Raw genomic sequence first — 21,405 nt, 5'->3', positions numbered from 1 at the left:
GCTGCGGCAGTCTCGGGCCAAAACCACCGGGAGAAAACCATGCTCACCCGCCGCGACCTGCCCGCACTCGCCGCCGGCCTTGTCACCGTCCTCGTCGGCTACACCAGTTCGGCCGCGCTGGTGTTCGAGGCGGCGCGCGCCGTCGCCGACACGCCGGAGGCGATCGCTTCGTGGCTGATGGCGCTGGGGCTGGCGATGGGGGTGAGCTGCATCGCGCTATCGCTGCGCTACAAGGTGCCGGTAGTCACCGCGTGGTCGACGCCGGGCGCGGCGCTGCTGATCACCGCGCTATCCGGGGTGTCGCTGCCGGACGCGATCGGTGCCTTCATGTTCTCGGCGCTGTTGATCCTGGTCAGCGGCGCGAGCGGCGCCTTCGAGCGGGTGCTCTCGCGCATCCCGCTGCCGATGGCCGCGGCGATGCTCGCCGGCATCCTGTTCAAGTTCGGCGCCAACGTCTTTCTCGCGATGCAGCACGAGACGCTGCTGGTCGGCGCGATGTTCCTGTTTTATCTCACGCTGCGCGCCGGACGCTCGCGCTACACGGTGCCGCTGGTGCTGCTCGCCGGCGTCGCCCTCGCCTCGCTCGAGGGCAACCTGAGAAGCGACCTGATCCGCTTCGAGCTGGCCGCGCCGCTCTGGACCGCGCCGTCGTTCGACCCGGCTGTGTTGCTAGGCGTCGGCGTGCCGCTGTTCGTCGTCACCATGGCCTCGCAGAACGTGCCCGGCGTCGCCACCTTGCACGCGCACGGCTACCGGCCGCCGATCTCGCCCATCATCGGCTTCACCGGCCTCGTCAACCTGGTGCTCGCGCCGCTGGGCTGCTTCGCGCTAAACCTGGCGGCGATCACCGCCGCGCTGTGCATGAGTCCGGATGCGCACCCGGACCCGTCGCGCCGCTACCTGGCGAGCGTCGCCGCCGGCGGCTTCTACCTGTTGCTCGGGGTGTTCGGCGCGACGGTCGGCAGCCTGTTCTCGGCCTTGCCGCCGGCGCTGGTGCTGGCGATCGCCGGCATCGCGCTCTTTTCCACGCTCGCCGGCGCCCTCGCCACCGCGATGCGCGACGAGGCGATGCGCGAGAGCGCTCTGATCACCTTCCTCGTCACAGCGTCCGGCTTCACCCTGTGGGGGGTCGGCTCGGCGTTCTGGGGGCTGATCGCCGGCGCACTCGCCTGGCTCGCGCTCAAGCCGCGCGCCGCCTGAATCAGGCCGCCGGCACCGCCATGCCGCGTGCCACCGCCGGCCGCGCGCCGACTTCGGCGAGCCAGCGCGCGACGTGCGGGAAGGGTTCGAGGTCCACGCAATGCCAGTCGTGCTTGGCTGCCCACGGGTAGAGCGCGATGTCGGCGATGCTGTATTCGTCGCCGGCGACGTAAGGCTGACCGGCCAGCGCGGTGTCGAGCACGCGGTAGAGGCGCAGCGCCTCGTCGTGGTAGCGCTTTTGCGCGTAAGGGACGGTCTCGGGCGCGTAGCGCAGGAAGTGGTGCGCCTGCCCGAGCATCGGGCCAAAGCCGCCCATCTGGAACATCAGCCACTGCAGCACCCGGTAGCGCGCCTCGCCGGCGGCGGGCAGCAGGCGGCCGGTCTTTTCGGCGAGGTAGACGAGGATCGCGCCCGACTCAAAGAGCGCGAGCGGCTGGCCATCGGGGCCATCCGGGTCGACAATCGCGGGAATCTTGTTGTTCGGGCTGATCTCGAGGAAGGCCGGCGCGAACTGCGCGCCCGCGCCGATATCGACGGGGTGCACGCCGTACGCGAGGCCGAGCTCCTCGAGCGCGATGGAAATCTTGCGGCCGTTCGGCGTACCCCAGGTGTAGAGCTGGATCATGACTTGCCTCCGTCATCAGGAAGCCGCCATTGTGCCAGCCGCCACGTCACGCGAAAACGGGCGTATCAGCGCCCGGCGGTGGTGCCCAGTTCGACCACCTGCTCGGGCGGCAGGCGGTAATAATCGGCAAGGCTCTGCCCTTGCCGGGCGAGGAAGCGGAACAGCGCCCGCCGCCAGCGCGGCACCCCCTCCAGCGTCTCCAGCCGCCCGACCTGGCTCAGGAAATACGACACTTCGCCCGACAGAAGCGGCGCGAGTGCCGGCTCGGCCATCAGCGCGGCGGGCACGTCGGGTTCCTCGCGAAAGCCGAAGCGCAGGTAGACGCTCCAGGTATCCGGCCCCAAGGCGTAGAGCGTCAGCCGCTGCCCGGCGCCGGCCTCGGGCGACTCCAGCATGCCGACGTGTACGAACAGGTTGCGCGCATGCAGGCAGTGATAGTGCTTGAGGTTCTGCTGCAGCGCGAGCGGCACCGCGTTGTCGTGCGAACTGAGATAAACCGCCGTGCCGGGTACCCGTACCACGTCGGGCAGGTGGACGACGAAGTCGTGCAGCGGCAGCGCGCACTGGTGGCGGCGCGCCTCGATCGCATCTTGCGCGCGCTGCCAGCTGGTCATCAGTGCGAACAGCGCGAGCCCCAGCGTCAGCGGCAACCAGCCGCCGTCCGGGATCTTGCTCGCGTTGGACGCGAGAAAGACGAGCTCGACCAGCCACAGCCCGGCAAACGCCGCCAAATAGCGCAGCCTTTGCGCGCCGGTGAAAGTCAGCGCGACCAGCGTCAGGCACAGCACGGTGGTGATGTTCATCGAGCCGGACACCGCGATGCCGTAGGCGGCGGCCATCGCCTCGGCCGAACGGAAGCCGAGCACCAACAGCACGACCACCGCGAGCATCAGCCAGTTGATCCCCGGCAGGTAGACCTGGCCGCGCTCGCGCGCAGAGGTGTGACGCACCGCGAACGGCGGCAGGTAACCCAAATGGCCGGCCTGCCGCGTCATCGAGAACACGCCGGCGATGGTCGCCTGCGCGGCGATCACCGTCGCCATGGTCGCCAGCACCACCAGCGGCAGTTGCAGCGCCGCGGGCGCCAGATGGTAGAAAGGGTGGGCGGCGGCTTCGGGCGAGCGCAACAGCGCGGCGCCCTGCCCGAAGTAGTTGAGCATCAGCGCGGGCCACACCGCGCGAAACCAGGCGACACGGATCGGCGTGCGCCCGAAGTGGCCCATGTCGGCGTACAGCGCCTCGCCGCCGGTCATCGCGAGGAACACCGCTGACAACAGCAGGAAGGCCGCCGTCGGGAACTCGAGCGCGAAGCGCAGCGCGTACCAGGGGTTGAGCGCGGCGAGCACCTCGGGCGAGCGCGCGATGCTGGCGCCGCCAAGCAGCGCGAGCACCGCGAACCACAACAGCATCACCGGGCCGAACAGCTTGCCGACTAGCCCGGTACCGAAGCGCTGCACGGAAAAGAGCGCGAGCAAGACGGCGAGCGAGAGCGGCAGCACCAGGGGCAGCAGCGCGGGGTCGGCGACGCCCAGCCCCTCGACGGCGGACAGCACCGAGATCGCTGGCGTGATCACCGCGTCGCCGAAGAAGAGCGCGGCGCCGAACACGCCGAGCAGCACCGCCAGGCGCGCCACGCGCGGGTGCGCGTCGGACTGGCGGTGCACGCGCGCCGCCAGCGCGAGCACCCCGCCCTCGCCGTCGTTGTCGAAATTGAGCACCAGCGCCATGTACTTGAGCGAGATCACCAGCAGCACCGACCAGAACAGCGCGGAGAGGGTGACCAGCACATGGTCGGGCGTCGGCGTGAGCGCGAACGGCCCGGCAAACGCCATACGGAACGCGTAAAGCGGGCTGGTACCGATATCGCCGTACACCACCCCCATCGCCGTCAGCGCCATCAGCCACGGCGTGCCGCCCTTTTTCGCGTCCATCCTGTCCTCCGTCTGCGCGTACTCCAACAGACTAGATGACAGTTCGCCGAATCGCGCGGCTAGGGCTTGTCCGCGTCATCGGGCGCGCCGACCCCCAGCGCGCGCCAGCCGGCCCAACCGAGCTTGTGCAAGGTTTCGATATTGGCGCGGTAGATCGCGTCCGGGTCGGCCAGCGCGGACACCGCGCGCTCGATGCTGGCCTCGCGCAGCAGGTGCAGCGTCGGGTAGGGCGAGCGGTTGCTGCAGTTGGCGACGTCGTCTTCTTCGGCATCCTCGAAGCGGAAGTCGGGGTGGAAATGCGCGACCTGGATCACGCCGGTGAGCGCGTGCTCGTCGACCACCTCTTCGGCGAGCTCAAGCACATCGTTGAAGGTCTCGAAGTCCGGGAACAGCGTCGGGTGCACCAGCAAGGTGGTGTCGATCTTGGCCGGGTCGGCGTCGGACAGGGTGTCGAGCTCGCGGTCGAGGTCCTCGAGGAAGGCGTCGAGGTGGCGCGCGGCGCTCACCACGATGCGCACCCGCCCCTCGACGTAGACGCTGCGGGCGAACGGGCACAGGTTCAGGCCGATCACGGCCTCTTCCACCCAGCGGCGGGTAACTTGTTCAACGGTTTTTGGATCCATGATCCTTCTCTTTCTGGCGGCGGGACGGTAAACGGGGCGGGGCAGCGCCGAGGCTCAGGGCTTGATGTAGGCCGCGCCCGCCTGCTGCAGTTCGACCAGCCGGACGATGCCTGCCGGCACCACCTGGCAGCAGGCCGGCAAGGCCTCGCGGGCGACCCCGAAATTTTGCATCGCATTATGACAGACCTCGAAGCGCAGCCCCTGCTCGGCAAGCGTGGCTGCCAGCGCTGCGCTGTCGCCGGCCAGGTCGCGCACCAGCAGGATGGCGGGGCCGGTCACCACCAGGGTCAGCTCGAACAGCCGCCCCGGCCCTGAGACGGCCTCGAGCGTATGCCGGATATTGCCCAAGGCCATGCGGAATACCTGGAGATCCTGGTGATCGACGTGGAACGCGGCTTTGAACATGCTAGATACTCCCGGGGAATTGAAAGTATCCACAGCATAGGACAGCCGGTGCGCGCGGCGCCCGGGCAGAAAGACGGCCGCCGGGTCTGATGATCCGGCGGCTAAAGGCTAGGCTTGGCGGGGACTTACTTGCCGGCCTTGAACTGCTGCCACAGGCGGGTGTAGCCCTGGATCACCTTGGGCGGCACGGTCAGCATCACGAAGCTCGACTTCAGGCTGTCCTTGGACGGGAAGATCGACGGATTGCTGACGTATTCCTTCTTGATCAGGGGCTTGGCGGTCAGCGCGCCGGGCGCGTAGGTCACCGTGTTGGCGTTGTTGGCGGCGACCTTGGCGTCGAGCGAGTAGTTGATGAACTTCAGCGCGTTGTCGACGTTGGCCGCGCCCTTCGGGATCGCCAGGCTGTCGATCCAGATGCCGGTGCCTTCCTTCGGCATCAGCACGTCGACCTTGACGCCGTTCTTCGCCTCGGCTGCGCGGCGCTTGGCGATGTTGAGGTCGCCCGAGTAGCCCATCGCCACACAGACCGAACCGCCGGCCAGCTCGTTGATATAGCCGGACGACGAGAAGCGGGTGTACGACTTGCGCGCTTCCTTCAATTGCGGCATCACCGCCTTGTAGTCGTCGAGGTTGGTGCTGTTCGGGTTCTTGCCGTAGTAGTGCAGCGCCATCGGGAAGAATTCGGCCGGCGAGTCGAGCACGCTGACGCCGCAGCCCTTGAGCTTGGCGACCACTTCCGGCTTGAACACCAGGTCCCACTGGTTGGCCGGCAGCGAGCCGCCCAGCGCCTTCTTCACCTTGTCGACGTTGATCGCCAGCGTGTTCACGCCCCAGAAGTACGGCACGCCGTACTTATTGCCCGGGTCAAACTGCGCCATGATGCGCAAAAGCTCGGGGTCGAGGCTCTTGTAGTTGGGGATCTTGCTCTTGTCGATGGGCTGGAACATGCCGGCCTTGATGCCGAGTTCCAGCGTGTTGTTGGTCGGCACCACCAGGTCGTAGCCAGAGTTGCCGGTCATCAGCTTCGCGCGCAGCACCTCCATGCTGTCGTACACGTCGTAGCGGACCTTGACGGCGTTGGCCTTCTGGAAATTGGGGACCGTGTCCTCGGCGATATAGTCCGACCAGTTGTAGATGTTCAGCGTACCTGCCGCGTGTACGCTCCCGGCCATCCCCAGCGCGGCCAGCATGCACCCCAGCGTCTTCTGTGTCTTCATTGTTTTCTCTCCTTGCAGGAAATGCCGTCGTCGTGATGCGACGCTACCGGCAAGGCTAAACCCGGACATCATTTTTGTCTAACAATTTCAACGCCATAACCGGACAAACAGAGCACAAGGTCGACCAACAGAACAAACACCGCACCAAAGCCGAAAACCGGCAATAAAATCAACGGCCTGCGCACAGACCGTTTAACAAGTCAAACACCCACCCCCCCCCGTCCGTCCATTCAGCGTGCGCTCTTCAGGCGCTGCCACAGGCGGGTATAGCCCTGCATGGTCTTCGCGCTGAGCGTCTTTGCCATATAGCTGCCCTGCAGGTCCTGCGCGGTCGGGAACACCGAGCGTTCGCGGGTATAGCGAACATCGATGTACGGGCGCGCCGCGCTCACGCCCGGCGCGTAGCTGACCGCGTTGGCGTTGGCGGCTGCCGTCTTCGGGTCGAGCATCGCGTTGATGAAGGCATGCGCCTCGTCGACGTTGCGCGCGTCGACAGGGATGGCCATGGTGTCGATCCACACGTCCAGCCCCTTCTTCGGCAACAGCACCTGGATCTTCACGCCGTTTTTCGCCTCCTCGGCGCGGCGCTTGGCGATATGCAGGTCTCCGGAAAACCCCATGGCGACACAGATCGAGCCGCTCGCCAGTTCGTTGATATAGCCTGACGACGAAAAACGGCTGTAATGGGGGCGCAGCTTGCCCAAGACCGGCATCAGCGCCTCGTAGTCGGCGAGATTGTCGCTGTTCGGGTCCTTGCCGAAATAATGCAGGGCCTCCGGGAAGAACTCGCTGGGCGAGTCGTACACGCTGATGCCGCACTGCTTGAGCTTGGCGACGGTCGCGGGGTCGAACACCAGCGCCCACGGGTCGTCCGGCAACTTGCCGCCGAGCGCTTTCTCGACCTTGGCGACATTGATGCCGATGGTGTTGATCCCCCAGAAATACGGCACCGCGTAGCGGTTGCCCGGGTCGAAAGACGCCAAGAGCCGCAGCAGTTCGGGGTCGACGTACTTCCAGTTGGGCAGCTTGGCCTTGTCCAGCGGGCGGAACATGCCGGCCTTGACGCCCAGTCCCATCGTATTGTGCGACGGCACCACCACGTCGTAACCGGTCTTGCCGGTCATCAACTTGCCCTTGAGCGTCTCGTTGCTGTCGTACACGTCGTAGCGCACCTTGATCCCGGTGCGCTTCTCGAACGCCGGCACCGTTTCCTCGGCGATATAGTCCGACCAGTTGTAGACGTTGAGCGACTTGGCCGCCTGTACGCCGGGCAGCCACGTACAAAGCAGAAGCACACCGCCTAGCTTGCTCATTTTCATGCTGATTTCTCCTGGGATGCATGGATGGGCAGGCGCCGCCGCGCCTGCCCGGGTAGCGCTTAACGCCGGTAGACCTGCCGCCCCATGAACACGGTCATCTCGACCTGGGCGTCGGCGATCTGCTGCGCCTTGCCGGATGCGACAAGGTCGAACAGGTTGCGGTCGAGCACGATGAAGTCGGCGGACTTGCCCTTTTCGATCGAGCCGCTGACGGCATCCTGCCGCACCGCACGCGCGCCGTTGATCGTGTACGCCATAAGCATATTTTGCAAGGACGTCCGCTCGTGCGCGGTGTAGCCCCCCGTGCCGTCGCCCTCCGTCGAACGGGTCACCCCGCTCGCGATGTTGACGAAGGGGCGCGGATCGCGGCTGTCGACCGGCGCGTCGCTGCCGGCCACCAGCACGGCGCCTTCCTTGCGCGTGCTCTCGACCGGGTAGAACGCCTTCTTGACGTAGCCCAGCGGGTCGTACAACACGTCCTCGATCTTCTGCCCGGCCTTGCTCGGGTGGATGAAGGGCGTGACCAGCAGGTCGTACGCCATCGACGGCGCGGTCCAGGCATAGGTGTAGGTCAGGAAGACGCCCAGCGCGCCCAGACGCTTCTGGTCGTCGGGGTGGACCATCTGCAGGTGGGCGACGGTATGCGGGATCCCGCTTTTGCCGTTGCGTTCGCGTGCCGCCTGCAAGGCGTCGACGGCGGCGCGGGTGCTGCGGTCACCGATGCTGTGCATGTGCACGCTGAAGCCCGACTTGTCGAGCGCGCTGACGTAGTCGTTCAGCAGGCCCGCCTTTTCCTCGTAGTTGACGATGCCCCTTTCGCCGGAGTCCTCGCTGTCGGCGCTGACCGTCACCTGACCGTCCGCGTCCTTTTGCAGGTGGGGCTTGTGGAAGTTCTCCAGCATGCCTGCGTTGGGGAAGGCCAGCGGCGAGCTGAACGGGTCGCCTTCCAGCACGCCGTCGACGAAGATCTTCACCGCGTCGGCCTTGATCAGCGGGTTGCCGGCAAACTGCTGGCGGACCGCCTGTGCCTTGGCCAGGTGGGTGTCGACGTACGCCTGCGCCTCGTCGGCGGACTTGTCGCGGTAGTCGTCACCGATAAAGCAGGTCGCGGCCGTGACCCGCATGTTGAGCACCCCTTGTTTTTGCATGTTGAGGTAGCGCTGGCGGATGAAATCGCTGGTGCACGCGTCCTGCACGCTGGTGATGCCGCGCGAGGCAAGCAGGGAAGAGACCGCAGGCAGGATCGCGTCGTAGAGTTTCGCCGCCTTGTCGTCCGACGCGCTGAGCAGGCCGGAGTCGGGTACCGGGATCGCGCTGCGCGCATCCTCGCGCACCACCCCGCTGTCTAGGCTCACATACGGCGCGAACTCCGCGAATACGCCGCCTGCGGCCAGCGTCGACGCGTTGAAGCCTACCGTCTTGCCTTGCTTGTCCTCTGCCAGATCCAGCGCCCGCTGGTTATACGCGCTGGCATGACCGTCGGTCCCGGCCAGCACCACCGGGTTATCCGGTGCCACCTTGTCGAGCGCCTCCCGCACGTTCCGGTAGTTCGCCGTCGGATTGTTGCCTTCGTAGGGAGACCACTGGTTGACCACCAGCCAGTCGCCCTTGGCCGGCGCGTACTTGGGCAGGCAGGCTTTAACCTTGTCAGCCAGTTCGTCCAGCGTCACCCCCTTGCTGTCCAGGTCGCACATGTCGAGGGCGACCGTCCCCATGGTGTGGATGTGGTTGTCGTGTAGCCCGGGCAGGACCATCTTGCCGCCCAGGTCGACCACCTTGAAGCCTTGGCGCCGGTAGGCCTCGACGTCGGCCTCGCTGCCGACCTCGACAAACTTGCCGTCCTGCACTGCAAACGCGCTCGCCTCCGACAGCTTCGCGTCCTGCGTATACACCTTGCCGTTCAGGTACACGGTTCCCGACAGCGGCGCCCCGCCGCCACCGCCCTGCGAACACCCCAGCAGGAGCCCTGCCCCCACGCCCATGACAAGTGCCCTGCCCACGACACGCTGATCGAACCTTTTCATCCTGGCCTCCTCCTTTTGTGCAGTTATTGCTGCAGTATGAAAGCCATTTATCGCACCCCGATCCATTTATTGCAGTAAAAACTTCACTTCAAGACCGGAACCTGTAGTTGCTTTACAACTTGCTCATCTTCTAGAGTGGGCGCTCCGTAGTTCCCGAAGACCATCATGCCGCCAGACCTGCCCGCCTCAACCCTTCCCGAGCACCTGCAGATGCGCCGCCAGCCCAGGCAGGCGCGCAGCCGGGACACTGTCTACAAGATCGAGCAGGCCACCCTGGCCTTGCTTGCCGAGCAGGGGTTCTACGCGCTGAACACCAACGCGATCGCCGAGCGCGCCGGCATCGGCATCAAGTCGCTGTATCACCTGTACCCGAACAAGGAGGCGATCATCGGGCATCTGGTGGAGGAATGGCTGGAGGCGGTCTGTTGCGCGCAAGCGAGGGTCCGCGAGACCTTTCCGCAATGGCCGCTGCTCTACCAGAAATTCGACGAGGCGCTGGACGAACTGGACCTGCGCTATTCAGGCTACGGCCCGCTCTGGCGCGCGGTCACGCTGATCCCTGACCTGCAAGGGCTGGAAGACGCGCACGAACAAAAGCAGGTCCGATTCTGGAGCGGATGCTTTCGCGAACTGGGCTGCCGCTGGCCGGATGAGGAGCTTGCGGCGCTGGCGACCTACTTTTACCGCAGCGGGGACTCCGCCCGCCAATGCGCGAGAGAATGCGGGAAGGCCGGTGGCTGGGTGTGGACGATGCACCGCAACTGGCTTGTCCGCACGATAGACACCGCGCTCGCCGAACCTGACGCCGGCAAGGCACTCGCGGCGCTGGGCCTCGCCACGCCGGACTGAACCGGGCAAGGCGAGGCAGCCCTCCTCAATGCATCAGCCCTTCCATGGCGTCGGCCGCCGCGCTGACGGCGCGGCGCAAGCAGCCGGGTACGCGCGGGCTTTGAGAGAGCGCGTCGTCGAGCGCGAACGACGCGCGAATAAAGTGGTAGCCCAGGTAGCGCAGCGGCTCGGGCTCCCAGCGGCGCAGGCTTGCAAGCGTTCCGTCGCCGCGCACCCACGGCTGGCGGGTCAACACCGTGTCGCGGCCGAGCATCAGGTCGGCCAGCGTGCGCCCCATCAGGTTGCTCGCCCCCACCCCTTCGCCGCCGTAGCCGCCGGCGCAGGCGACACCGCGAACGCTGTCCCGTAGCGCGAACGGCGTGAACGCACGCGGGAGCCCCAGCGAGCCGCCCCAGGCATGGGTGATGCGCACGCCGGAGAGTTGCGGGAAGAACGTGCGCATCAGTTCGGCGCGCCCGGTGAAATCGGCGCCTTGCGGGTCGAAGTCCCAGCGCACGCGCCCGCCGAAACGGTAGCCGCCACGCGCGCCGAACAGCAGGCGGTTATCGGCGGTGCGCTGGCCGTAGGTGATCCCGCGCGACAGGTCGGCAAACGCCGGCCGCCCGGCCAGGCCGATTTCGTCCCACTGTGCGGGGCTCAAGGGTTCGGTCACGACGATCAGGCTCTGCGCCGCCTGCAGCCGGCCGCCAAACTCGGGCAGCGTGCCGCTCGCGCCCTCCAGCGCCGGCACGATCCAGTGCGCGCGCACCGCCCCGTCAGGCAGACGCAACCGGCCGCCGCCCAGGCCCAGCACCGGGCAGTGCTCGTGCACCGCCACGCCAAGGCCGCGCACCGCGGCCAGCAGCCCCTGCACCAGCTTGAACGGGTGCAGCGTCGCGCAATGCGGCGAGAACACCGCGCCGACAGCACCGGCCATCTGCAGGCGCGCGGCAAGCGCGTCCCTGTCCAGCCAGCAAAAGTCGGCTTCGCCGTGGCCGGCTGCGCGCAGTTCGCCCAGCCACAGGGCGGCGCGGCGCGCCTGCGCGTCGCCACGCGCCGCGTACAGCACGCCGCCGTGCGCGAGGTCGCAATCGATGCCCTCGCGCGCGCAGACCGCCTTCACCTCGTCGACGATGCCGTACAGCAGCGCGCGGGTCTCTTCCCGCACGTCGGGCACAAGGCCGCTGAGCCAGCCCTCCTGCCCGGCCAGCCCGCCGATCAGCCAGCCGCCGTTGCGGCCAGACGCGCCGAAGCCCGCGTGCGCGGACTCGAACACCTGTACCGACAACTGTGGCGCGAGCCGCTTGAGGTAGTACGCGGTCCATAGCCCGGTGTAGCCGGCACCGACGATCGCGACGTCGCAGTCGTCGGCGATGGCGGGCGGCACATCTTGGGTGGCCGGTGGCAAGGCGTCTCGCCACAGACAGCTCTCGGGCAGGGTGTTCATCGGCCCTCCCGCTTCCCGCTACGCGCGCTGCGTGGCAGCCCGGCGACTGCCGCCTGCAAGAAAGCAACCTGCCGCATGTCCATCCCCCGTTTCAAGCATGCGCAGATGCTAAGGGAGCAGTCAGGCGATGTCGTTCGCGCGGGACCGCGCGAAATCCGCCTAGCCGAAATAGCGCTGCACGGTGGTGCCGGTCGCGTCGCGGAAGGCCTTGTAGAAGGTCGAGGTGGAAGCAAAGCCTGCGGCGTGTGCCATCGCGAGCGCGCCCTTGGGGCGTTCGGTAGCCGGCAGCGAGAGCAGGTGGGCGACGCGCGCGCGGGAGAGGTAGGTATAGAAGCTCACGCCCAGCACATGGTTGAGCGCGTGCGAGATCTGGTTGCGGGTGTAGCCGCTCGCGTCGGCGACCGCGGCAAGGTCGAGGCCGGGGTCGAGGTAGGGTTGCCGGCTTTCGAAGTAGTCTTCGAGGTCGGCTACCAGCCGCGCCACGCGGATCGGCGACAGGCCGAGACGGCCGGCGCCACGTGTCGTGCCCTGCCCGGCGACCACGCAGTATTCCTTGACCTCGGCGATCAGGCCATCACGCACCCGGATCATTTCGCTGCCGTGAAAGCGCGTCAGCCGGCCGCCGGCGACACGGCTGTTCACCGTGTAGCAGTACTGCAAGAAGGCGGTGTCGCCGTCAACACGGATGCGGTCGGTGTGCTCGAGCGACTCGCCCGCGCCGGAGGGCAGGCTGTCCAGCACGTAGTCGCGCAAGGCCGGCAGCGTGAGCACGCAGCGGCCGTGAAAGTCGTGGTAGCGGATGTCGGGATGATAGAGCGCCATCACCGCGTCGGCGTCGAGCGCCTTCCACGCGCGGTGGTAGCGCTCGACCACCGCGCGGGTTTCCAGCGCCGAAGGCCCGTCAGTGGCGGACATCGCCGTCGCTGGCGGCCTTCACCGCGCCGACCACGTCGGTGCCGAACAGCTCGGTCACGTCGTCCTGGTCGAACACGTAGTTCTGGTTGCAGAAGTCACAGGTGATCTCGACGCTGCCCTGCTCGAGGATCACGTGCGCGACCTCCTCGCCGCCCAGCATCTTCAGCATGTCGCCGACGCGCGCGTGGCTGCAGTTGCAGGCGAACGCCATCGGCTCGGCGTCAAAGAGGCGCAGCGCCTCGTCGTGGTAGAGGCGGTGCAACAGCTCGGTCGCCGGCAGTTCGAGCAGCTCCTGGCTGGACAGCGTGTCGGCCAGCACCTTGACGTGCTGCCAGCCCTCGGCGTCGCCGTGCCCGTCCGGCAGGCGCTGCAGCAACAGGCCCGCTGCCGCGCCGGCGTCGGCGGCGAGGATCAGCCGGGTGTCGAGCTGCTCGGAGCGCTGCATGTAGTTCTCCAGCATCGCACCGATCGAGTCGCCCTCCAGCGCGACGATGCCCTGCCACGGCTCGCCCTGGCGCGGGTCGAGCGTGATCACGAACTGCGCGTGCTCGCCGAAGAGTTCGCGCGGCGACGTGACCTGCGACGGCACCGCGTCCCACTTGGCGGTCGCACGCAGCGTGCGGTCGCTGTTGCTCTCGACCACCGCGAGACGGAGCGGGCCCTTGCCCTGGATCTGCATCACCAGCGTACCGTCGAATTTGAGGTTGGCGGCGAGCAGCGCCGAGGCGGCCATCATCTGACCGAGCACGTCGCGCACCGGCGCAGGGTAGCTGCGGCGCGACAGCACCGCCTGCCAGGCGTCGTCCAGCCGCACCGTCGCGCCGCGCACCGGCGCGCCGTCGAAGATGAAGCGTTGCAGGGTGTCCTTGTGGTTCATGTTCATTCCTTGCTAAGCGGTAGGGTGTAGAGCGACATCGGCAGCGACGAGGACAGGTCGAACTCGCAGCCGGCGAGGATGCCGCGTTCGGCGATCTGCGCCGCGCTCAGGTCGTCTTCGTAACAGGTATACATCGCGCCCATCGCGAACGCGCGGCCCGAGCCGATCGCCCAGAAGCGGGAGAACTCGTAGACCTCGCGCATCGGGTAGACGCCAAAGATGCCGTGGGGGTTGGCCAGCAGCAGCATCAGCTGGCTGGACTCGTACGGGTCGTCGTCCTCCTCTTCCGGACGCAGGAAGAAGTGGTCCTTCAGCTTGGGATGCAGCTTGCGGAAGGTCTCGAAGATGCCGGCGCGGCTCTTGAGGTCGCGGCTCTTCAGGCTGCGCAAAGCGTTCTGCAGCACCAGGTCGTGCGCGGCGGAGCCGGCGATCGCCAGGTGGTGCTCGCCGATGCTGAAGATCTTGTCGTGGTGGAGGTCGTAACCGGCCAAGAGCTTCTGGTCGTCGCCGAACGTCGTCTGGCTGTCCGCGGCGATCGCGACCTCGCCCCCCTTCCTTACCACCACTATGGTCGTCATGCCCTCACCCAAAGCGTTCAAAACCGGTAAGATGCAGGCCGAAACGCGAAATTACAAGGGCGCGCCCGCCGCCGTACCGACACCATGTGCCAGCTACTCGGAATGAACTGCAACACCCCGACCGACATCCTGTTCTCGTTCGAGGGGTTCCACCGCCGCGGCGGACTGACCGACCATCACGCCGACGGCTGGGGCATCGCCTTTTTCGAGGGGCCGGGCGTGCGCGTGTTCCTCGACGACAAGCCCTCCAGCGAGTCGCCGGTCGCCGACCTGGTGCGCCGCTACCCGATCAAGTCGGAAAACGTGATCGCGCATATCCGCAAGGCGACGCAGGGCGAGATCAGGCTGGAGAACTGCCACCCCTTCGTGCGCGAGATGTGGGGACGCTACTGGATCTTCGCGCACAACGGCGACCTCAAGTCTTTCGACCCGCCGACCGGCCACTTCTACCGGCCGGTCGGCGGCACCGACTCCGAGCGCGCGTTCTGCCACATCCTGGAGACGCTGCGCCACAAGTGGGGCGCGATGCCGGAAACCGGCGCGCTGTACGCCGAACTTGCCCGCCTCGCCCGCGAGATCCGCGCCTTCGGCGTGTTCAACTTCATGCTGAGCAACGGCGAGCTCCTGTTCGCGCACTGCTCGACCCACCTGCACTTCATCGTGCGCCAGGCACCGTTCAACACCGCGCACCTGGTCGACGACGACGTGTCGGTCGACTTCGCGACGGTGACCACCCCCAACGACCGCGTCGCGGTGATCGCGACCCAGCCCTTGACCGACAACGAGGCGTGGACCGCGCTCGCGCCGGGCGAACTGGTGCTGTTCCGCGACGGCACGCCGCTGTACCGCGACGCCTGAGCACGCTGTTGCGCCGGCCAGACAGCCGGCATGCCCCTGATGGCCACGCGGCCAAGCTGCCGTTATGCTATAGGAATAACTCTAGACCGCGTGCCCGCCATGACCCGTTTCGACTTCAACCACCCACCGTTCGACCAGCTCGAACCCGCCGAACGCCAAACCCTCGAGGCGCAGGCCGACATCGTGTTCTTCGGCGACGACGAGACCATCCTCGGCCCGGGCGACACGGTCGACGCACTGTGGATCGTGCTCAAGGGTATCGTGCGCGAGATGGCCGGCGACGAGGTGATCGGCGTCTACCGCAAGGACGACGTGTTCGACGCGCGCGCGCTGGTCACCGGCGCCACCGCCCACCGCTTCGTCGTGCACGAGGAGGCGCTCTTGCTGTCCCTGCCGCGCGCGGCGCTCATCGCGCTGACCGAGCGCAACCTGCGCTTTGGCGCGTACTTCTTCGCCAGCGTCTCCGAGAAGTTCGGCGTACTCTCCGAGCGCTCGGGCTCGCGCGAGCTGCAGACCCTGCTCACCGCCACGGTCGGCGACGTCGAACTGCGCACGCCGGTCTGCGTCGAGGGCAGCCTGAGCCTGCGCGAGGCGGCGCGCACGATGAAGGAAAACAAGGTCAAGTCGCTGCTGGTGCGCGACGGCGAGCGGCTCGGCATCTATACGACCACCGATTTTCGCGAGGTGATCATCGAGGGCATCCCCTACGACACCCCGCTTGCCTCGCTCGCCAACTTCAGGCTGGCGAGCGTCAGCCGCGACGACTTCCTGTTCAACGCGCTCTTGACGATGACGCGCAGCAATATTCGCCGGCTGGTCGTGCTCGAGGGGGGCGAGGCGGTCGGCATCCTGTCGCAGGTCGACGTGCTGTCGTACTTCTCCAACCACTCGCACCTGATCGCGCAGCGCATCGCGCGCGCCACCACCCTCGCCGAGCTCGCCGGCGCCGCACGCCAGATCACCCGCCTCACGTCCATCCTCAACAGCCACGGCGTCAAGCCGGTGCAGCTCGCGCGCCTGGTGCAGACGCTCAACGCACAGCTGTTCGAGCGCACCTGGGCGCTGGTGGCGCCGGGCGAACTCGTCGCCAACAGCTGCCTGGTCGTGATGGGGTCGGAGGGGCGCGGCGAGCAGATCCTGAAGACCGACCAGGACAACGCGCTGATCATCCGCGACGGCTTTCCCGCAGACGGCGTCGAGGCGGCCTGCCAGGCCTTCTCGGCCGCGCTTGAACAATTCGGCTACCCGCCCTGCCCCGGCGGCATCATGGTCAGCAACGCCGCGTGGCGCTTCACCGAAAGCGCACTCGCCGGGCAGCTGCGCCAGTGGACCTGGCAGCCGGCCGGCGACGCGCTGATGAACCTCGCGATCTTCGTCGACGCCGAGGCGGTTACCGGCGACGCCGGCCTGCTCGCGTCGGCCAAGGCACGCCTGCGGGAGCTGATCGCCGACGACGCCGCGTTCTACGCGCGCTTCGCCGCCGCGATCGAACAGTTCGACACCCCGCTTGGCATGTTCGCGCAACTGCTGACCCGCGAGGCTGACGGCGAGGCGGTGCTCGACCTCAAGAAGGGCGGCATCTTCCCCATCGTGCACGGCACCCGCGCGCTCGCGCTGGAAAACGGCGTGCACGCGTGCAACACGCACGAGCGCCTGCTGGAACTCGCCCGCCTGGGCGTGCTCGCCGACGAGATGGTTGAGGAAGTCGGCGAAGCGCTGGCCTTCCTGTTGGGGATCAAGCTTGAGAGTGGCCTGGCCGCGCTGGAGGATGGCCAGGTGCCTGGCAACCTGATCGCGCCCGAGCGCCTGAGCGCGCCCGAGCGCGACCTGCTCAAAGACGCGTTTGCCGTGGTCAAACGCTACAAGCAGCAGTTGCGCCACCACTTCAAGCTGGGGAGCTTCTGATGCTCGCCGCCATCAAGCGCGGCTGGCAAAAGCACAGCCTGCGCGACGAACGCTACCTTGCGCTGTTCGACGAGCATCCGGACGAACTCGTCAGCGTCGACTGCGAGACGACCAGCCTCAACGTCGGCGAGGCCGAGCTGCTGTCGATCGGCGCGGTGAAGATCCGCGGCAACCGCATCATCGCCAGCGAGACCTTCGACGTACTGGTCCGCCCTGAACACCGGCCCGAGGCGAAGAACGTCAGCGTGCACGGGCTGCGCCCGCGCGACCTGAGCGCGGGGCTCACGCCGGCCGACGCCGTCGGCCGGCTGCTCGACTTCATCGGCGGGCGGGCGCTGGTCGGCTACTACCTCGAATTCGACGTCGCCGTGCTCAACAAGTACGTGAAGCCGCTGATCGGCTGCACGCTGCCCAACCGGCAGGTCGAGCTCTCGGCGCGCTACTACGACTACAAGTTCCGCCAGCACCCGGACAGCCACGTCGACCTCAAGCTGCAGACGCTGATCGACGAGCTGAAGGTACCGGCGCTGCCGCGCCACGACGCGGCGGGCGACGCGATTACCGCGGCAATGCTCTACCTCGCCTTGAAACAGCGCGGCTTCGGCTAGTCGGCCGCTACGCATCAGAAAGGCTTATCCATGAAACGACTGGGACTCAAGGGACGCATCATCGCCGCGTTGATGCTGGCGAACATCCTCTCGGTGCTGGCCATCGTCGCCTACGCGCAGTGGGGCAAGTGGCAGGATTTGCGCGCCGAGGTCGACGGCAGATTGCGCGCCGCCGCCCACGCGACACCGTGGCTGCTGCCCGAGAGCTACCTCAAGCGCCTGGACGCAGGACAGGTGCCCGCTGACGAGTATCGCGCCAAGGTCTCCGCCAACGGGCAGTTCGTCGAGCGGGTCAACCTCGAATACCTGTACGCGCTCGTCCTGCGCGACGGCAAGATCGTCTATCTGGCGGACTCGGCGACCAAGGCGGATTTTGGTGAAAACAAGTTCGCCCAGTCCGGCGATGTCTACGAGGACGCCCCGCCGGAGGCGCTGGCCGCGCTCAGGAACCGCCAGCCGTACTTCGCCGAATACACCGACAGCTTCGGCGAGCACCGCTCGCTGTTCCAGCCCATGCAGACGCCAGGCGGGCTGGAATATATTGTCGGCATCGACGTGTCGCTCTCCACGATCGAAGCGGCCGCGAAGCAGAACTTCATCAGGCTCTCGCTGATGGGGGTTTTCCTGATCGTGCTGGGCAGCGTGGTGGCCTGGCAGGTCGGCAGCCGTCTGAGCCGTCGCCTGGAGACCATGCAGCACACGCTGGTCGGCATGGCGCAGGCGCGCGACCTGAACGCGCAACTGGACGAGGGGAACGACGAGGTCGGCGCCATCGGCCGGGCACTGAACACCCTACTCGCAGAACTTCGCCAGTCGCTGAACGGGGCACGGCAAGGCGCGCAGCACGCCAGCGCCCAGGCCGAGCGCTTTTTCCGGCAAAGCCTGGACATGAACGGCGAGCTCTCGGGCGCCGGCCACACCCTGCACGCTTTCTCGGCACAGCGCGCGCAGATCGAGGAAACCGCCGACGCGGCAGCGCAACTCAGCCGGGAGGCGGCCGGGCTGATCGGCGAGAGCCACCATCAGCTGACCCAGGCGGCCACCGGCCTCACCCTGCTCGCCGGCGAGGTGGATGCCAGCGCGGCGCAGACCACCGAGCTTGCCGGACAATTGGGCAAGGTCAGCCAGCAGGCACAGGAAATCAACGGCATCCTCGCCGTGATCGAGGACATCGCCCAGCAAACCAATCTGCTCGCGCTCAACGCCGCGATCGAGGCAGCCCGGGCCGGCGAAAACGGCCGCGGCTTCGCGGTGGTCGCCGACGAGGTACGCAAGCTCTCCTTGCAAACCTCCAGCACGCTGACGCGCACCAAACAGGCGATCGGCGGCATCGTCGCCAATATCGACCAGCTATGCGCCGGCATGGACAGCACCCGGAGCGACGCGCAAAGGGTCGCCGACGAGTCAAAGCAGGTCGCCGCCCGCATCGAGGCGGGCATCGCCGGCCTGGGTGCGTCGCTGGGCCAGGTCGAACACGCCGGCGAGCGGGCGCAGCATATCCATCAAGCGGTACGCGCGACCGGCCAGATGCTGGAGCAGGCAAAAACCGAGGTCGACCGCGCCATCGAACAGGCCAGCCAGATCAGCCGCGACAGCGAGGCACTGCAGCGCACCTCCGGCGAACTGGCCACCCAGACCGAGACCTTCCGCATCTGAGCGCCGGCCTGCCGGCCCTCCCGGCTCAGGAAAGCGGACTGCGGGTAAGCGCCCCCAGCGCACTGTTCGGGTTCAGGAACCGTGCGCGCACGCTGTCTACGCCAAAGGCGTGCAGCCGGGCGCTGTGCTTGGCCAGATAGGTGTCGGCGGCCTCGCGCGAGGTAAAGGCATACCAGCCGCCCGCGACGCCCTCTTCCCGGTTCTCGGTCCAGATCTTCCAGATGAGCGCAGGCTCGGCGGCGATGTCCGCCGCCAGCGGCGCCGCAGCGGCGGCCAGGTCTTCTCCCCAAGGGCCAGCGTAGTCGAAGTCGATTTGCAGAAGGACAGGATGGGTCATGGCTCGGGCGCTCCGTTTATGGATATTGGATCCATTACGGTACGCCAATGGCAAGGGCTTGTCAGCCGGCGGCTAACGCAAGAGCGTCCATCCGGCAAGCGCCACAGCCCCGCCGCGCTGCGGCAATGCTCACCCTCGCGTTGAAACAGCGCGGCGTCGCTTAGCCGGCCGCGCGCAGATCGATCCCCTCGATGTTCTGCTCGATATCGGCGCCGGGCGCGCAGCGTACGGTCGCGGCCGGACGTCCGCCTATGCTCACGTGCACGCCGGCCTCGACCTCGTGTTCATCGCTCAGGCGGTCCATCCCCCAGTACACGCTGTACTCGGTGTTGCCGTTGGGCAGGTTGACCGCGTACGAGACATAACGGCCGACGCCCTGCCACTGCCAGGTCGACGCCGCCGCACGCGGCACGCGCAGGACGATCTCGGGGCGCCCGGGGCGGCCGAAGGCGTAGCTGAGGGTACGCCCGGCGTCGCACACCTCGATTTGCTTGCCCTGCGTGCTCTGGCAGGCAAACACGGTCGACTCGCCGCGCAGGCACGCGGCCTCCGCCAACGCCGGTGCCACCGCCAGCAACAGGACGGCCAGTATCCCGGCTGGCCGCCCGCGCTCAGTAACCGCTCTCGGCATGGCGAGTCTCTACCAGCTGTCCTGCGCCCAGCGACATCATCAGCAACGCGACGCGCTCGTGCACGATCACGGTATGCGTGTTGCCGCCTTGCTGCATCAGCGTACGCAGCCGCTCGCGTACCGCCGGCACGCCGGTGACGTCGATGATCACGTCGACGTCGGGCCCGGCTTTCACCAGCGCCTCGAAGTCGTCGCTGACCGCCACGCCGCGCGCGCGGGCAAGCGCGATGCCCGGCCGCGTCAGGTCAAGGTCGGCGACGCCGCGCACGTCGACGAACGGCGCGTCCAGCAGCTGCGTCAAAAGCGGCGCGCCGGTCTCGCCGGCGCCGATCACCAATACCGAAATGCTTTTCATCGGATGTTTCTTTCCAGTCGTGACAAAAGGCACAGCGTAGCCAGCAAACCCAAAAGGCATATTGCTGCAGGTCAATAAAAATGGCGCCGCAAGGGCGCCATCTTGGATGGGAGAACAAGCGGGGCTTACTGCTTGACCAGCTCGAGCGGCACCGGGATGTTCTTGTCGACGCTTTGGCCGTCGATGATCTTCTTGGCCGTGTCGACACCGGCCTTGCCGATCAGCTCCGGCTTCTGCGCGACGGTCGCGGCCATGCGGCCGGCCTTGACGGCGGCGACCGCGTCGTCGGTCGCGTCGAAGCCGACCACCACCACGTCCTTCAGGCCGGCGGATTCGAGCGCCTGCAGCGCACCCAGCGCCATCTCGTCGTTGTGCGCGAACACGCCGGCGACGTCCTTCTGGCCCTGCAGGATGTTTTCCATCACGCTCATGCCGCGCGCGCGGTCGAAGTCGGCCGGCTGCTTGGCGGCAACCTGGATGCCGGTTTCCTTGTCGATCACGTTGTGGAAGCCCTGGCCACGCTCACGAGCAGCGGACGCGCCCGGGATACCTTCCAGTTCGACGACCTTGCCCTTGCCTGCCAGTTTTTCCTTCAGGAAGTTGGCGGCCATCTCGCCGCCGGCCACGTTGTCCGACGCGATATGCGCGACCACCTCGCCGCCTTCGACCGAACGGTCGAGGGTGACCACCGGAATGCCGGCTGCGTTGGCGGCCTTCACCGCGGAAACCACGGCCGCGGAGTCGGTCGGGTTGACCAGGATGACCTTGACCTTCTTCTGGATCAGGTCCTCGATGCTGGCGATCTGCTTGGCCGGGTCGTCCTGCGCGTCGACCACCACCAGGTTCAGGCCCTGCGCCTTCGCCTCTTCCTCGGCGCCGTGCTTGAGCGAGACGAAGAAGGGGTTGTTCTGCGTGGAGACGGCCAGACCAATGGTCGGCACGCCGCTGTCGGCGGCGGCGGCGGACGCCTCGGCCGAAGCTTCCGGGCCCTGCTTGCTGCAACCGGTGGCGATCAGGGCCGCGAAGGCGGTACCCATCAGCGTTTTCACGAGCGAGTTCATCTGTA

At 67.2% G+C, this 21,405-nt stretch carries 21 protein-coding genes; 6 read left to right on the top strand and 15 right to left on the bottom strand.

Going from position 1 to position 21,405, the window contains the following annotated elements; genetic code table 11:
* Nucleotides 1–39: 39 nt before the first annotated feature.
* Complete coding sequence (locus GZH52_RS02170; RefSeq protein ID WP_163314881.1) at nucleotides 40–1,200, top strand: benzoate/H(+) symporter BenE family transporter; 1,161 nt, start codon at nucleotides 40–42, stop codon at nucleotides 1,198–1,200.
* Nucleotide 1,201: 1 nt separating this feature from the next.
* On the opposite strand, the gene GZH52_RS02165 is transcribed toward GZH52_RS02170, so the two are convergent.
* From GZH52_RS02165 to GZH52_RS02135, 7 genes are all read right to left on the bottom strand, one after another.
* The gene (locus GZH52_RS02165; RefSeq protein ID WP_163314880.1) at nucleotides 1,202–1,825 is read right to left on the bottom strand and encodes a glutathione S-transferase family protein; all 624 of its coding nucleotides are present in this window, start codon (nucleotides 1,823–1,825) and stop codon (nucleotides 1,202–1,204) included.
* A gap of 65 nt (nucleotides 1,826–1,890) precedes the next feature.
* Nucleotides 1,891–3,756, bottom strand: coding sequence for a potassium transporter Kup (locus GZH52_RS02160; protein WP_163314879.1), 1,866 nt, complete (start codon nucleotides 3,754–3,756; stop codon nucleotides 1,891–1,893).
* 59 nt (nucleotides 3,757–3,815) lie between these two features.
* Nucleotides 3,816–4,379: a DUF1415 domain-containing protein gene (locus GZH52_RS02155; protein ID WP_163314878.1), complete on the bottom strand. Its 564-nt coding sequence runs from the start codon at nucleotides 4,377–4,379 to the stop codon at nucleotides 3,816–3,818.
* A 54-nt stretch (nucleotides 4,380–4,433) separates the two neighbouring features.
* The gene (locus GZH52_RS02150) at nucleotides 4,434–4,784 is read right to left on the bottom strand and encodes a DsrE family protein (protein WP_163314877.1); all 351 of its coding nucleotides are present in this window, start codon (nucleotides 4,782–4,784) and stop codon (nucleotides 4,434–4,436) included.
* A 125-nt stretch (nucleotides 4,785–4,909) separates the two neighbouring features.
* Nucleotides 4,910–6,001, bottom strand: a complete 1,092-nt coding sequence (locus tag GZH52_RS02145; RefSeq protein ID WP_163314876.1) for a polyamine ABC transporter substrate-binding protein — start codon at nucleotides 5,999–6,001, stop codon at nucleotides 4,910–4,912.
* A 230-nt stretch (nucleotides 6,002–6,231) separates the two neighbouring features.
* A complete protein-coding gene (locus tag GZH52_RS02140) occupies nucleotides 6,232–7,320 on the bottom strand; it encodes a polyamine ABC transporter substrate-binding protein (protein WP_163314875.1) in 1,089 nt (362 codons plus the stop codon).
* A 59-nt stretch (nucleotides 7,321–7,379) separates the two neighbouring features.
* Nucleotides 7,380–9,344: an amidohydrolase gene (locus GZH52_RS02135; RefSeq protein ID WP_203525589.1), complete on the bottom strand. Its 1,965-nt coding sequence runs from the start codon at nucleotides 9,342–9,344 to the stop codon at nucleotides 7,380–7,382.
* Between the two features lie 165 nt (nucleotides 9,345–9,509).
* Between GZH52_RS02135 and GZH52_RS02130 the strand changes: the two genes are divergently transcribed.
* A complete protein-coding gene (locus tag GZH52_RS02130) occupies nucleotides 9,510–10,193 on the top strand; it encodes a TetR/AcrR family transcriptional regulator (RefSeq protein ID WP_203525588.1) in 684 nt (227 codons plus the stop codon).
* A 25-nt stretch (nucleotides 10,194–10,218) separates the two neighbouring features.
* Here GZH52_RS02130 and GZH52_RS02125 read toward each other — a convergent pair whose 3' ends face one another.
* From GZH52_RS02125 to GZH52_RS02110, 4 genes are all read right to left on the bottom strand, one after another.
* Complete coding sequence (locus GZH52_RS02125; protein WP_163314874.1) at nucleotides 10,219–11,619, bottom strand: NAD(P)/FAD-dependent oxidoreductase; 1,401 nt, start codon at nucleotides 11,617–11,619, stop codon at nucleotides 10,219–10,221.
* 159 nt (nucleotides 11,620–11,778) lie between these two features.
* Nucleotides 11,779–12,534: a nuclear transport factor 2 family protein gene (locus GZH52_RS02120; RefSeq protein WP_163314873.1), complete on the bottom strand. Its 756-nt coding sequence runs from the start codon at nucleotides 12,532–12,534 to the stop codon at nucleotides 11,779–11,781.
* Nucleotides 12,521–13,411, bottom strand: coding sequence for an Hsp33 family molecular chaperone HslO (gene hslO, locus GZH52_RS02115; protein ID WP_163314872.1), 891 nt, complete (start codon nucleotides 13,409–13,411; stop codon nucleotides 12,521–12,523). The genes GZH52_RS02120 and hslO overlap by 14 nt, the downstream gene beginning before the upstream one ends.
* Before the next feature lie 2 nt (nucleotides 13,412–13,413).
* Entirely contained in the window at nucleotides 13,414–13,989 is a 576-nt protein-coding gene (locus GZH52_RS02110) for an Ntn hydrolase family protein (protein ID WP_136553523.1), read from the bottom strand.
* A gap of 84 nt (nucleotides 13,990–14,073) precedes the next feature.
* On the opposite strand from GZH52_RS02110, the gene GZH52_RS02105 reads away from it, so the two are divergent.
* The 4 genes from GZH52_RS02105 (at nucleotide 14,074) to GZH52_RS02090 (ending at nucleotide 19,016) form a co-directional block, all read left to right on the top strand.
* Entirely contained in the window at nucleotides 14,074–14,847 is a 774-nt protein-coding gene (locus tag GZH52_RS02105) for a class II glutamine amidotransferase (protein WP_163314871.1), read from the top strand.
* A gap of 99 nt (nucleotides 14,848–14,946) precedes the next feature.
* On the top strand, nucleotides 14,947–16,752 hold the full coding sequence (locus GZH52_RS02100) for a putative nucleotidyltransferase substrate binding domain-containing protein (RefSeq protein ID WP_163314870.1): 1,806 nt from the start codon (nucleotides 14,947–14,949) through the stop codon (nucleotides 16,750–16,752).
* Nucleotides 16,752–17,360, top strand: a complete 609-nt coding sequence (locus GZH52_RS02095; protein ID WP_163314869.1) for a 3'-5' exonuclease — start codon at nucleotides 16,752–16,754, stop codon at nucleotides 17,358–17,360. The genes GZH52_RS02100 and GZH52_RS02095 overlap by 1 nt, the downstream gene beginning before the upstream one ends.
* Before the next feature lie 30 nt (nucleotides 17,361–17,390).
* Nucleotides 17,391–19,016 carry a methyl-accepting chemotaxis protein gene (locus GZH52_RS02090; protein ID WP_163314868.1) on the top strand — a complete coding sequence of 542 codons (1,626 nt, stop codon included), beginning with the start codon at nucleotides 17,391–17,393 and terminating at the stop codon, nucleotides 19,014–19,016.
* A 25-nt stretch (nucleotides 19,017–19,041) separates the two neighbouring features.
* Here GZH52_RS02090 and GZH52_RS02085 read toward each other — a convergent pair whose 3' ends face one another.
* The 4 genes from GZH52_RS02085 to rbsB all read right to left on the bottom strand — a co-directional run bounded on the left by GZH52_RS02085 (nucleotide 19,042) and on the right by rbsB (nucleotide 21,400).
* Nucleotides 19,042–19,353, bottom strand: a complete 312-nt coding sequence (locus tag GZH52_RS02085) for a monooxygenase (RefSeq protein WP_163314867.1) — start codon at nucleotides 19,351–19,353, stop codon at nucleotides 19,042–19,044.
* Between the two features lie 160 nt (nucleotides 19,354–19,513).
* The gene (locus GZH52_RS02080) at nucleotides 19,514–19,984 is read right to left on the bottom strand and encodes a hypothetical protein (protein ID WP_163314866.1); all 471 of its coding nucleotides are present in this window, start codon (nucleotides 19,982–19,984) and stop codon (nucleotides 19,514–19,516) included.
* Nucleotides 19,965–20,339, bottom strand: coding sequence for an oxidoreductase (locus GZH52_RS02075; RefSeq protein ID WP_163314865.1), 375 nt, complete (start codon nucleotides 20,337–20,339; stop codon nucleotides 19,965–19,967). The genes GZH52_RS02080 and GZH52_RS02075 overlap by 20 nt, the downstream gene beginning before the upstream one ends.
* Nucleotides 20,340–20,464: 125 nt before the next feature.
* The gene (gene rbsB / locus GZH52_RS02070; RefSeq protein ID WP_163314864.1) at nucleotides 20,465–21,400 is read right to left on the bottom strand and encodes a ribose ABC transporter substrate-binding protein RbsB; all 936 of its coding nucleotides are present in this window, start codon (nucleotides 21,398–21,400) and stop codon (nucleotides 20,465–20,467) included.
* Nucleotides 21,401–21,405 lie beyond the last annotated feature (5 nt).

It is taken from the genome of Crenobacter caeni, assembly GCF_010435965.1.
Lineage (GTDB): Bacteria > Pseudomonadota > Gammaproteobacteria > Burkholderiales > Chromobacteriaceae > Craterilacuibacter > Craterilacuibacter caeni.
Note: the sequence above shows the minus strand (reverse complement) of the source record. Positions and strands in the feature narration are given on the sequence as shown.